The following is a 13472-nucleotide window of genomic DNA, read 5'->3' as shown; positions in this document are numbered from 1 at the left end:
ACCCTCAACATCCCTAGTCGCACTAGTCCGCGGTACTGTCATCCACACGACATACTAAAGATCATCTAGCTGGAGTGTCACCTACCTCCCGAGCCAGATCTGTCGCGCAGGTCCTGAGACCTGACAACCTGGAGCACCGCCGCGCCCCCGTCCGGTCCAAGGGCGGCGCCATCGAGTGGGTGTACTGGGACAGCGGCACCGCGCACCTGCTGCCCCGCCTGCTCCGGCTGCCGGACGGCAGCACACGCACCCGCGGCCCGCTGTTCCTGTCCGAACGACGCCCGGCCGCCGGCGACATCTGCCCGCACACCGGCCGCGCCCGGCTCGGCTACGACCGCGCCCGCGTCCTGCTCGACAAGCACGCCGGTCTCGACCTGCACCAGCTACGCCACAGCGCCGCCACCCACCTCGGCGACGCCGAAGTCCCGCTCCAGCTCATCATGGGCAAGACCCGGCACAAGAACCCCCGCACCGCCATGCGTTACGTCAAACCCGGCGCCGAAGCCATCGCCAAGGTCACCGAGGTCCTGGCATCCTGCCGCCGTACCCACTGATCAACTGAAGGGATTACCCAGGGCTACTTTGGGGCTGGGGCCGCGTTTGGGAGAAGACCCCCTTTCCGGAAAAGTCCGGACAAGGCGCGGGAGGTGGCTCTTCGCGCCACCTTCGCGTCCATGAACCAGGTCCTGGCCGAGCCCATCGAGGACTGCCTCCTGCGCGCCCCTGACGGCATCCTCTGCGTCGAGGCCAAGTCCCCGGTGGACCTGGAGAACGAGGCGGGCCTGCCCGGCGGCCACATCTTCCACCGCGACCTGAGCTGGCCGTACGGGGAAGAGGGCGGTTGGGGCGTGGAGACCGAGCACGAGCGGATCCTGCTGTGCGGCGCGGGTGCCCGCAGAGGCGGCGGCGTCAGCGGCACCCCCGGCCACAACGCGGCGATGGCACTGCTGCGCTGAGCCCTTCAGCGGAAGAATCACTCATCGCGTTTCCACGCTGAGCGCTGTTCGGGCCGTCGAGTCGTTCGCCAGGGTGGCCGGCGTCGCCGAGCGGGTGGTCCTTCGGGCCGTGAGCCTTGTCGGCGGCCTGGCCAGGCGGTTGTTTCGGCTGGCCGGGAGGTGTTCTGCGGGTGGCTTGGCCAGGAGGCTCCCGGGTCTGCCCCGGAGGGGTGTGCTTGGGCTTGGGGGTGGTGGCCGGGGGGTCGTCGTCTGTGGGTGTGGCGGGTCTCGTGCGGTGCGGTGTCGCGGCGGGCCTGCCGGCCGGTCGTCGGGTGGGGGCTGTCGTCGTCCGGGTGTGCGCGGGCGGTGGGGTGCGCGCGGGGTGGCGGGTCCTGGCGGGGACGGGTTCGGTGGTTCGTCCGGGCGTGGGCCGGGTGCTCGGATGCGGTGTGTCGGTGGTGGGGGAGATGCGGGCTGCGGGCGCGGAGGCTGCGGGCACGGCTGCGGGCACGGAGGTGGTGTGGTCCCGGACCAGAGCGGATGCGGGCTGGGCGGCGGCAGGTGGGGCGGTGGCGTCGCTGTCGGGAGTGTCGAACGGGTCCAGGGTGGGGGTGCTGCTGGGGATGCCGAGCAGGATGGCGGCGAGGACCAGGTGCATGAGGCCGGCCAGGACGGTGGCGATTCCGAAGGCTCGGGCGCAAAGGGTGGGTCGGTCGTGGGGTGATGGGTCGCGGGGGGTCACGACGGTGAGTGGCGGGTCAGCGCCAAGTGCAGCCTCCGGGATCTTCAGATGAGCCGAATTGATCTAGACATGGGAGGTGGCATGTCGTCAAGAGGGCTGACGCGGTTCCGTCGGATGGCGGTGTGGGCCGTTGGGTCGCTGCAGATGGCTGTCCTCCGGTTCGTCTGTGCGTGTGATCTCTGGGGCGCACCTGGGTGATCGTCGGCTTTGTGCAGGTAGAGAGGCATTTTGCGGCCGTGCTGGTGTTGGCCGTTTTGCTGTGAGTTGGCTGTGAGTCACGTTCCGGCCTCGATGGTGACCAGTCGATCTCGACCTGCGTTGTTTACGGACGGTCACGTTGACGATGGGTCAGGCCGGTGGTGGCGGACGGGGTGGATCTTCGCAGCCGGGGGCCGCTGTCGTGGGCTGATCGTCGGATGTTCGGATAAGGCGACATATCACGGTGGGTGATCATTGACCGGGTATGTTGTTGTGTGGCCTGATTCGGGTGTTTTGCTCTGCGGATCTTTTTAGATCCTCTTTATGTACGGCCGCTCGTCGGCCGTGCGGAGTGGAGTGCCTGTCATGGCGCAGTTGCCCCCCGATCAGAGTTCCGACCCCTTATCGTCCCGCCGCCATCGTCACGGACGGTGGCGGCGTTATGTGGCGGCCCTGTCCGCGTTCGTTGTCCTGATCGCGCTCGCTCCGCCGCCGGTCGCGGCCCAGACGATACTTCCGTCCTCCGCCGAGCCGGGGGTGGTCGGCCGGTTCGCTTCCTGGCTGAACGGCACGGTGGCGGGCTGGTTCGCCGAGCAGCCCGAGGGCGAGATGCGCCCGGCCAAGGGGGAGATCTCGCTGCCGGGCCGCAGTGCCGGCGCGACCGCGCCGGAGCGGAAGGCCGCGCCACCGCCGGGTAAGCGGGTGAAGGAACTGGCCGGTGAACGGTCCCGCTTCGGCACGGTGTACGAGCTGGAGGACGGCAGGTCGCAGGCCGAGGTGTCGTCCCGGCCGGTCCACTACCGCACCGCCAAGGGCGGGTGGGAGCCGGTCGACACCCGGATCGAGGCGAGCTCGCAGGGCGGGTTCACCCACGGCAACGCCACGACCGGGTTCGACACCCGGTTCGGCGACCGGAGCGACAGGCTGCTGCGGCTCAAGCTGGGGGACCGGCAGGTCACCCTCGGCGCGGCCGGGGAAGCCCGGCAGGTCACGCCGAAGGTGGACGCCTCGGCCGTCACCTACGCGGGGCTGTGGGACGGCGTCGACGTGGTCTACAAACTCACCCCGGAGGGGGTGAAGGAGTACCTGGTGCTGACCAAGCCGCCGGCCGCGGGTGCCTCGTACGCGTTCACCGTCAAGACCGGCGGCGTCCAGGCCGAGGCGCGGCCGGATGGGTCGATCGCGTTCGTTGGCCAGGACGGCACGGCGGCGTTCACCATTCCGAAACCGTTCATGATCGATGCGGAGAAGGACCCGGCGTCGCCGTACGGGATGCGCTACTCCGAGGCGGTCACCCAGGCGCTGAGGCAGCAGGGCGGCGAGGCGACGATCACGCTGACGCCGGACGCGGGCTGGCTGGCGGCGGCCGAGCGCAAGTGGCCGGTGGTGATCGATCCGACGTTGCGCATCTCGCCGCAGACGCAGGACGCGTACGTGGACTCCGGCAAGAAGACCACCAACTTCGACGCGGCCTGGCAGTTGCCGGTGGGCAAGACGAGCGCGGGGGCGATCAACCGGTCGCTGCTGCACTTCAATCTGCCGATGCCGCTCGGCACCCAGGTCGATGAGGCCCGCCTGGAGACGTACTTCGACCAGGCGCTGGGTGAGGCCGGGCCGGTCACCGTCGAGGCGCGGGAGATCACCGGCGAGTGGGAGTCGTGGACGGTCACCTGGAACGGCCAGCCCGCCGTGGCGGCCACCGCGGCGGCCACGGTGACGCGGCAGCCGGGGGAGGTGTCGCGCTGGCACGCCTTCGACGTCACCAGTGTGGTCAACAAGTGGATGAATACCGACCTGGAGCCGTACGGGTTCATGCTGCGGGCGGCCGACGAAGGGTCGACCGCCAAGGCCGGCGGGCCGGTGTACGAATCCAGCGAGGACGTCTACGGCGGCGACGGCATGTTCGGCGAGACGGTCAACCATCCTCGCCTGGTGGTCACGTACGGCACGCCGAGCGTGACGTTGCAGCCGGTCACCTCCACCACCTCGGTGGGCGCGGCGCTGTCGTGGACGGCTTACGCCGACCCGACCCCGGACGACGCCTCCGACGATCTGGCCGGTTACGAGCTGTACCGGTACTGCCCGTCCGGGTGCCAGCTTGGTGACGGCCACTCCACAAGTTCCGACGCCCTGGTGACGGCGTTGCCGGCGGACGTCACCGAGTATGTGGACACCTCCAGCGGCGGCGCGACCGACGCGGTCGCCGACCCGTCCTACATCCACGAGGCGACCTACTGGGTGGAGGCGGTGCTGAAGAACGGGCAGCGCTCGCCGTCGCAGGAGATGACGGTGGTGCTGCCGCGACCCGGGCAGATCGCCAAGACCCTGTACGGCGGCGCGGACACCACGCTCGCCTCCGGCGAGCCCGCCACCGGCCACGATGAGGTGGCCGGGCAGAAGCGGCTACAGGTGGGCAACACCACCACCGCGCTCGGCACCACCCGCGCCACGGTGACGTTCGACGACTTCGCCGCGCAGATCCCCGCCGACGCGCAGATCAGCGAGACCACGCTGTCGCTGTGGGCGGCGAACTCCACCGGCACCGGCGCGAGCTTCGACGCCCACCGGCTGACCGGCGGCTTCGACGAGACGGCGACCTGGAACACGCCCTGGAGCAGTCCGGGCGGCGACGTCGACGCGGCGGTGCTCGCCAGCGTGTCCGGGATGAGCACGGCGCCGGGCTGGCAGCGCTGGACGGTCACCGACGCGGCCCGCGCCTGGGTCACCGACCCGGCCGCCAACAAGGGCCTGCTGGTCAAGGTCGCCGACGAGGCCGGCGCGGCCAAACAGGCGGTCTCCTTCCTGTCCGGCGAGAGCGGCGAGGCGGTGCTGCGGCCACGGCTGCGGGTCGTCTACGCCGAGCAGAACGCGGGCGCTTCGGCCTGGTACGTGCCCGGCACCCCGGAGTTGATGGACTCAGGCGCCGCCCGGCAGATCCCGCTGACCGTCACCAACACCACCGACGAGGTCTGGCCGGCGGCCTCCACCGTGGTCGGCTACCACTGGAAGCTGCCCGACGGCACCGACATCTCCACCGCCGCCGGCCAGCTCAAGACGCCGCTGCCGTACGACCTGGCACCGGGCGAGTCGGCCCAGGTGTACGCCGACGTCAAGGCCCCTGATGTCAGCGGCGACGGCACCAACAAGATCGAGGGCGTCCAACTGGTGTGGGACGTGCAGGACACGCTCACCAACAACTGGAAGTCGGCCACCCACCACCTGCCGCAACTGCCGCAGCAGATCCGCGTCCACTCGCCCACCTCCGACCTGCTCGGGCTGGAGAAGTTCTACTCCTACACCGGCAAGAACACCGGCGCCGGCACCACCGCGCTGGTCAACCCGTACGCGGGCAACGTCGTGTGGAACTACAACGCCTTCTCCAACCCCTCACGGGGCGCGCAGACCTTCGCGAGGATGACCTACAACTCGCTGGACACCTCCACCGCCTCGCTCGGTTACGGCTGGAGCCTGCAGACCTCCACGCTGGCCAAGCTCGGCTCGCAACTGCAGTTCCACCCGCCCGGCCAGGAATGGCCCGACCAGGTGCGGCTGACCGACGGCGACGGCACCACCCACGTGTGGACGCTGAACACCCACGGCCTGGACAAGAACGACTGCGACTTCACCACCTGCGACTACACGCATCCGCGTGGTGTGCACCTGTACCTGCAGCGGGTTGATCCGGCCGGCTTCGAGGGCCAGCCCAATGACCGGGAGCTGGCCGCCCAGCGGGCGTGGGTGTTCACCAAGCCGGACCGCACGCAGTTCTTCTTCGACGGCGAGGGCTTCCAGTCGGCGATCGTCGACAAGAACGGCAACACCATGTCGTTCACCTACGAACGCCGCCGCTCGGCCAACAAGCCGACCAAGTTCCTGCAGCACATCACCGACGCCGCCGGCCGTAAGACCCTGACCTTGGACTACTACGCCAAGGGCCAGGACTACACCTACATCGACGACGAGACCTGGCAGCCAGCCGAGGGCACGAAGCTGACCAACCCGCACATCATCGACAACGTCGAGTCGATCACCGACATCGCCGGCCGGAAGGTGACCTTCGACTACACCGACAAGGGCCTGATGGCCCGGATGATCGACGGCGTCGGCGACGACGGCGCGAAGACGTTCGGCTTCGCCTACCACGCCACCCAGGGCAACAAGAACGTCAAACTCGTCAAGGTCACCGACCCGCGCGGCAACGCCACCGACCTGAAGTACTACGAGGCGCCGGTCGATCCCAAGGACAAGTGGAAGATCGAGACCCTCACCGACCGCCTCGACGGCGTCACCGGGTTCGACTACGTCGACCCCGACGGGCCGCAGGGCGACGTCATCCACGCCACCGTCACCGACCCGCTGCAGCACGCCACCAAGTACGTGCTGGACGCCTACGGCCGGCCGACCTCGATCACCAACGCCAAGAACGAGACCACCGCGCTGGAGTGGCACCCCGACGACCACAACGTGGTCAAACTGACCGAGGCCAACGGCGCCTACGCGACCTGGACCTTCGATCAGAAGACCGGCTACCCGCTGGAGCTGAAGGACGCCGAGGCCAACCACAACAACACCGCCCCCACCGTGCTGGCCTACCAGAGCTTCCTCAACGGCTACGTCGCCGACCTGGTGGGCAAGACCTCGCCGGAGGGCCGCCGCTGGCAGTTCGGCTATGACGCCAAGGGCAATCTGAAGACGGTCACCGACCCGCTCGGCGTCGAGTCGGCCGCCGCCGGCGACTACACCACCTCCTACGACTACGACCCGTTCGGGCAGCTGACTACGGCCACCGACGCCAACGGCAACCCCACCGGCTTCGGCGACTACCACCCCTCCGGCTACCCCGAGACGATCACCGACGCCTACGACAAGGTCACCAAGACCGTCTACGACGTGCGCGGCAACGTGCGGTCGGTCACCGACGCCCTCGGCAAGACCACCACCCAGACCTACGACATCTTCAAACGGCCGCTGGAGACGAAGGTCCCCAAGGACCAGGACGCCTCCCCACCGGTGCTCATCACCACCCCGGCGCCGGTCTACGACCCCAACGACAACATCACCAAGACCACCGCGCCCAACGGCGCCGTCGCCACCGCGCTCTACGACGACGCCGACCAGCTGCTGGAGTCGACGCTGCCCAAGGACAGCGACACCGGTGAGGTGCGCAAGGCCAGCTTCACCTGGGACCTGGCCGGCAACCTCAAGACGCAGACCGAGCCCAAGGGCAACCTCACCACGCAGGCGGGCGACTTCGTCACCACCTACGTCTACGACCCGATCTACCAGCTGACCGACGTCCTCAACGCCGACCAGCACAAGATCACCAACACCTACGACAACGTCGGCAACGTCACCACGGTCGTCGACCCGCGCAAGAACGCCACCGCGGACACCACCGACTACACCGCGTCCTACACCTACGACCGCAACCACCGCGTCACCCGCACCAAGGACGCCGCCGGTCACGAGACGAGCGTCGCCTTCGACCTGGACGGCCTGGTCATCTCCCAGACCGACCAGGACAACAACACCTCCCACACCGCCTACAACAAGCGCGGCGAGGTCGCCGAGACGCGCGTGCCGCACTCCGAAACCGACGGCGAGATCAAGTACGTCACCACCAGGTTCGCCTACGACCCGGTCGGCAACCAGACCAAGACCATCACCCCGCGCGGCGTGGAGACCGCCGACGACCCCGCCGACTTCGTCAACGAGACCCGCTACGACAAGCTGAACCGGCCCGTCGAGCAGATCTACCCGTTCGATCCGGACGATCCGGTCTACAACACCCCCGACAGCGTCATATACGCCTACGACGCGGTGTCGCGGCTGACGGAGATCTCCCACCCGCCCTCGCACGGGCAGAGCATCCGCAACGTCTCCACCATGTCCTACTGGGACAACGGCTGGTCCAAGACCACTACCGACCCGTGGGACATCAAGACCACCTACGACTACAACCAGCTCGGCCTGCAGACCAACCGCACCGTCACCTCCGCGGGCGGCTCCAGCCAGCGGGCACTGGAGTGGTCCTACTACCCCGACGGCAAGCTCAAGACCCACTCCGACAACGGCGTCCCCCTCGGCCTGGACGTGGTGATGTCGGACAACTCCGACACCGGCCAGGTCACCGCCACCGGATCGTGGACCCAGACCGGCGGCGGTACCAGCGCCTCCAACATCGCCGGCCCGCAGACCACGGCCACTACCGGCTTCGTCGGCTACGACTACGCCACCGCCCCCGCCGGCACCGGCGAGTCGGCCTTCACCTGGAACCTGACCACCCCCACCGCGGGCACTTACAAGGTGCAGGCCGCCTACCCGGCCGGCGCGACCGCCACCAACGCCACCTACACCATCCAGCACGAAGGCGGCCAGGCGCAGGTCACCGTCGACCAGAGCGCCAACCCCGGCTCGTGGGTCGACCTCGGCAGCTACACCTTCACCGCCGGCCTGGCCCATTCGGTCACCCTGACCGACGACGCCAACGGCACCGTCGTGGCCGACGCCGTCAAGCTGGTGCGCGACAACAGCGGCGAGTCCGACACCGAGGTCAAGGACTTCGCCTACGCCTACGACGCCAACGCCAACCTCACCCAGATCACCGACGCCTCCCCGGCCGCCAAGATCGACCTGTGGGACGTCTCCTACACCGGCCTGAACCAGATCGACCGGATCGTCGAAAAGCTCGGCGGCACGGTCAAGAACACCACCACCTACGCCTACAACGAAAACAGCGCCGTCACCCAGCGCACCCATGACAAGACCCTGGCCGCCTACGGCTACGACGTGCGTGACCTGGTCGACGAGGTGGTCAACAAGAAGAGCGCCACCGACACCGCACCGAAGACCACCCGCTACACCTACACCCCGCGCGCAGAACGCCTGAGCGAGACCAAGGCCAACGGCAACACCGTCACCTACGACTACTTCCTGTCCGGCGTTCTACGGCACAGCCTGGAGAAGAAGCCGAACGCCACGGTCGTGGCCGAGCACACCATCGGCTACCAGGGCAACCTGCACCGCTCCCGCGACCACGCCAAAATCCAGAACGCCGACAACCCCGGCGCCTACCTGGAACACGTCTACGCCTACACCTACGATCCCCGCGACCGCATCACCAAGTCGGTGAAAACCCCGGTCAGCGGCGGGACGGCGCAGACCGACACCTACTCCCACGACGCCAACAGCAACGTCTGGGAAGAAGAGGTCCTCGGCAAGAAGACCACCTTCACCTACGACCGCAACCGCCTCATGACGTCGGTGTCCGGCGGGCAGACCTCGACCTACACCTATGACCCCTACGGGCGGCTGCGCACCATCCAGGGTGGCGGCAAGGTCTGGGAGAAGTACACCTACGACGGCTTCGACCACGTCACCCAGCACGAGAAACTCGGCGCCGACGGCGTCACCGGCACCGTCACCAAATACACGTACGACCCGCTGGATCGCACCACGTCGAAGACGGAGAAGGAAGGCACCGCCTCCGCCAAGACCACCACCTACGCCTACCTCGGCATGTCCGGCGAGGTCCTGGACGAAGAGGTCGCCGGCCAACTCACCAAGTCCTTCCAATACTCGGCGTGGGGCGAACGCCTGTCGCAGGTGAAGGTCGCCGACGAGGGCCGCGAGGAGTCCTCCTACTACGGCTACAACCCGCACACCGACGTCGAGCAGATCACCAGCGAGACCGGTGACACCCGCGCCACCTACGGCTACACCGCCTACGGCAAGAACGACGACAAGCTCTTCACCGGCGTCGACAAGCCCGATCCCGTCGACCCCACCGCCAAGGAGGAGTACAACCCCTACCGCTTCAACGCCAAGCGCTGGGACAACTCCACCGGCATGTACGACATGGGGTTCCGCGACTACAACCCCAACCTCAACCGCTTCCTCAACCTCGACAGTTACAACGGCGCACTCGATGACCTCGGCCTCGGCCTTGACCCCTGGACCTCCAACCGCTACGCCTTTGCCGGCGGCAACCCGATCAACGGCGTCGAACTAGACGGCCATAGGGTTGACACCGGCACTCGGGAATCCGACCAGACCTTCGCTGAAACTCATCACACAAGCGGAAAGAAAAAGTCGACCCAATGGAGAGTGCAGGAGGCAGCGAACAAACTTCGGCAGGCCGTCGAAAAGTTAAAGAACGATCTCTGTGATGCCAATGATTACTGCAAAGCAGAGAAAGAGATCAATGAGAAGCTGAAGCCGCATGGCCTGACGCTTGACGATGTCGAGGCAGAAAGTGGTGCGGGCTTCCCACTCGGACGCAGACTGGGTGGGCGCAACCCGCTTGGGCCCACCCTGCCTAGAAACAAAAAGCTCGATAACAAAATCGACATCCCCGACAGCCCCGAATTCTTCTATCGAGCAATGAGCTTGAAGGAATTCAATCAACTGGGGCCGAACGGCGAGATCACCGTAAAGGGAACGGAGAACTTCGTCACTCAATCCCGCGAATACCTTGAGGGCCTGAGGCGGCAGACTGCCCGAAAGGGAGGAAGAAATGCCGACAAGTACGTAGTTCTGGTACGCTATGAAATGGCGCCGGGAACTCGCGACGCACTGATCGCTGCAAGTAAGACCCCGGACCAAATCGGCCAAGATCCCAATTCCGTGCACCTGAAGTCGGAGCGCGGATGGAACACTTACGGGCTGAGGCCAGGATCCGTTGGCGTGTTCAACTCAAGGATCGTCGGATCTGGAAGGGTAGACGACTGGTGACCATCCCGAGTAATAGCAATTCCTCGGCCGATAAGGTGGATTCCCTTGTGACGGGAGGTGTAAGCGAGCAGCATGCCCAGGCCATCGCGGCCGAATACCCCGAGACGACGGAATCCATCGCCACCTGGATCCGGGAAGCAGCTCGTGCACACAACTGGCGCAGGGTAGAGCGGCTCGCCAATCTTGCCGCCCCTCTGAGGGCTCCAGGGCTTGGCGAGGTTCTCCGGGAAATCCTTGAGGCGGATGTCCCTGGGCTCAACAACGAAGACCTCGTCGACATCCTGGGTGATATCCAGGCGACGGACGCGGTCGCGTGCCTCTTCAGAGTGGCCGAACGTTCAGTGCAGGCGGATGCGCCCGCGTACTGGCTGTGTCAGAAGGTGATTTTTTCGTTGGGTGCGATCGGCACGGTGGAGGCGCTCGACCGCGTTCGGGAGATGACGGCGCCGTCATGGCCCGACGTTGTCCGATGGCACGCCGCCGTCGAACTGGAGATAGAAGAGGAACTCGGATTCGACGAGGAACGAATGCTGGGATAAAGCGCGCATTCCGCCCAGAGCGCCTCGGACCGTTGACCGGTTCGGGGCGCTCTGGGCGCCTCCCGCTCTCCGAGACATTGCGTTAACGCACTGTGAGATCGACCACTCGCGACACTGCCTGAACGGGTCATCTTGCCACAAACAAGCATGACGTGTGACCGGCGGGACATGGTCGCAACGGGGAACATGCGGACCATGAGGCCGGTCAGGTCGTCTTCGTTGCGTTGTGGCGCAGGTGAATACGTGCCTGAGCGTCGGCCACCTCACTCCAGTACTGCTCTCGCATGGCCGGGGTCTGGTCGGCGAGGAACGCGTCGCGCATCGCGGTGTTGCGGTCGAAGGCCTTGGCCAGCGCCACCAGGATCACGTCGCTGTGCGGGTCGGGAGTACCGCCCGGTTGCGGGACGGCGCTGTCGTGAGCGGGTGCGTGCCGGCCGGGTTCGTCGTCTTCCAGGGCCCGGTACAGCGTGGAGCGGCCGACGCCGAGCTCGCGGGCGATCTGCGTGACGGATTGGCCGCGCGCCTGGCGGGCGCGGGCGGCGGCGAGCACGTCGTCGGTCACCGCGGTGGGGCGGCCGCCGACGCGGCCGGCGGCGCGGGCGGCGTCCAGGCCCTCGTTGGTGCGCTCGCTGATCAGGTTGCGCTCCATCTCAGCCGCCATCGCGGCGACCATGAACAGCAGCTTGTCGGCGATGGTCTGCCCGTCGGGGCGGTGGAGGCCGGCGCAGATGCCGGTCAGGATCTCCAGGTTGATACCGCGCGGGGCGAGCTCGTCCTCCAGGAAGACCAGCAGCTCCTTCACGCTGCGGGCGACCCGGTCGGGTTTGGTGACGACCAGGGTGTCGCCGGCCTTCAGCGACGCCACGGTGGCCTGCAGCTTGGGCCGGTCCTTGCGGCGGGTGGAGATGGTCTCTTCGACGATCTCGCGGCAGTTGGCGGCGTTCAGCAGCTGCAGCTGCGCGGCGTGGTCTTGGGCGCGGGTGGAGACGCGGGCGTAGCCGATGCGGATCGCGTTACTCGGCGCGGCGGATACGGCGGGGGAGGCGTTCACTCCTCCAGAGTCCCGAAAAGGGTCCCAAAACTCAAGGTCGATGGGGAATGTTTCGGGACGGGTGTCACTTTTCGAAGTCGTGTGCACGGATGCGCGAAGTGGTCTGCACGCTGACGGGCGTGCAGACCATCCGGCTTGCCGAACGGGGTAATCATCCACAGGTCGAGCCAGGCGTTGGTCGACCGGCCAGATCTGGTTGGGCTGCTCGGCCCCGGCCGATTCCGGCCATATCCAGCCCGCTGAGAGCTGGACCCTCACACTGGCAATCGTGAACGACCTGTGCCCGGAGCCGGGGTGGAACCCGGTCACCCTCGCCCCCGTGCTCTCCCAGCTGGCCGGGGTTCTGGCCGGCTTCGTGTTCACCAGCATCGTGGTGATGCTCAGTCAGTCCTGGCCCAGACGCCGCAGGATCCCGGCCATCAGCCTGTTCCTCGCCGCGTTCGCCGCCCTGGCCCTCAACAGTTACCTGTTGGCCGTGATCGCCGGGGAGACACCCAAGGGCGGCGCCTGCTATCGCATCTGGTCCGAGATGATGATCGCCAGTGGCCTGCTGGGCGTCGGCGCCGTCGCCCTCACCAGCGGCGTCGCCTGGCTCATCGCCGCCCACCTGGAACAGGACGGCGGCGCCGAGGGCGCGGTTGACCTGGAGCGCCTGGCGCGTGCCGTCCTGCACGGCGTAGCGACGCTCGCGGTCCTGCTGTTGTCAACCACGAGCCTGGACTACCTCTACGTCGCCTTTGACACGCACCCCCCGACCTGGCTCATCGCCGTGGTGTACGCCTACCTCGCCACGGTTTTGGTGCTCATCACGGTGATCCGTCGACGGATTCGCCGTACCACCGTCAGTTCCAAGAAGATCGCCCGCCACCTGTCGAAGGGCACGTTCGGCACCGTCCGCTACGCCCTCGTGATCGCCGTTGCCCTCGGGGGCTTGCTTCTGGCCTACGCCGATGTGTACTGGAACCCCACTCCCGCCTGGCTGGCCGTCGTCGTCATCGTCCTGGCGATGCCGGCAGCGGCCCCCGTGCTACTCAGGCTGGTCTACGCCGTCCCGCGCCCTACTTCCCGCGTTCCCGCGCCGCTTCCCAGGACCTCGTCCTCGCGCTGGGCGGCGCTGATCGTGCTCGCCTGTGTAGTGCGCCGCCTCCTCAAACCGAGGCCGGCGAAGTAGAGGTGGGCGGTGGAGGAGTCCTTCCAGGCGGCCAAGGGCCCAGGTCGGCCTGGACCACTACCAGGTGCGGGGCTGGACCGCCTGGCACCGGCACGTGATCGGC

General features: G+C 67.3%; 7 protein-coding genes. 5 read left to right on the top strand and 2 right to left on the bottom strand.

Annotated features, from left to right (window positions below; all coding sequences use genetic code 11):
- The first annotated feature begins 74 nt into the window (after positions 1 to 74).
- Together ACIBQX_RS49205 and ACIBQX_RS49200 are read left to right on the top strand one after the other, a co-directional pair.
- Positions 75 to 554, top strand: a complete 480-nt coding sequence (locus ACIBQX_RS49205) for a tyrosine-type recombinase/integrase (protein WP_397017479.1) — start codon at positions 75 to 77, stop codon at positions 552 to 554.
- Positions 555 to 647: 93 nt separating this feature from the next.
- On the top strand, positions 648 to 956 hold the full coding sequence (locus tag ACIBQX_RS49200; protein ID WP_397017477.1) for a hypothetical protein: 309 nt from the start codon (positions 648 to 650) through the stop codon (positions 954 to 956).
- Here ACIBQX_RS49200 and ACIBQX_RS49195 read toward each other — a convergent pair.
- Positions 910 to 1593, bottom strand: coding sequence for a hypothetical protein (locus tag ACIBQX_RS49195; protein ID WP_397017475.1), 684 nt, complete (start codon positions 1591 to 1593; stop codon positions 910 to 912). The genes ACIBQX_RS49200 and ACIBQX_RS49195 overlap by 47 nt on opposite strands.
- 726 nt (positions 1594 to 2319) lie before the next feature.
- Here ACIBQX_RS49195 and ACIBQX_RS49190 point away from each other — a divergent pair.
- Positions 2320 to 10608, top strand: coding sequence for a DNRLRE domain-containing protein (locus tag ACIBQX_RS49190; protein WP_397017473.1), 8289 nt, complete (start codon positions 2320 to 2322; stop codon positions 10606 to 10608).
- On the top strand, positions 10605 to 11147 hold the full coding sequence (locus ACIBQX_RS49185; RefSeq protein ID WP_397017471.1) for a hypothetical protein: 543 nt from the start codon (positions 10605 to 10607) through the stop codon (positions 11145 to 11147). The genes ACIBQX_RS49190 and ACIBQX_RS49185 overlap by 4 nt, the downstream gene beginning before the upstream one ends.
- 205 nt (positions 11148 to 11352) lie before the next feature.
- On the opposite strand, the gene ACIBQX_RS49180 is transcribed toward ACIBQX_RS49185, so the two are convergent.
- On the bottom strand, positions 11353 to 12198 hold the full coding sequence (locus tag ACIBQX_RS49180; RefSeq protein WP_397017469.1) for a recombinase family protein: 846 nt from the start codon (positions 12196 to 12198) through the stop codon (positions 11353 to 11355).
- Positions 12199 to 12466: 268 nt separating this feature from the next.
- Here ACIBQX_RS49180 and ACIBQX_RS49175 point away from each other — a divergent pair, with 268 nt between their 5' ends.
- Entirely contained in the window at positions 12467 to 13369 is a 903-nt protein-coding gene (locus ACIBQX_RS49175; RefSeq protein WP_397017467.1) for a hypothetical protein, read from the top strand.
- Positions 13370 to 13472 lie beyond the last annotated feature (103 nt).

It is taken from the genome of Nonomuraea sp. NPDC049714, from assembly GCF_044465295.1.
Classification (GTDB): Bacteria; Actinomycetota; Actinomycetes; order Streptosporangiales; family Streptosporangiaceae; genus Nonomuraea.
This window is presented reverse-complemented; position numbering and strand designations above follow the sequence as displayed.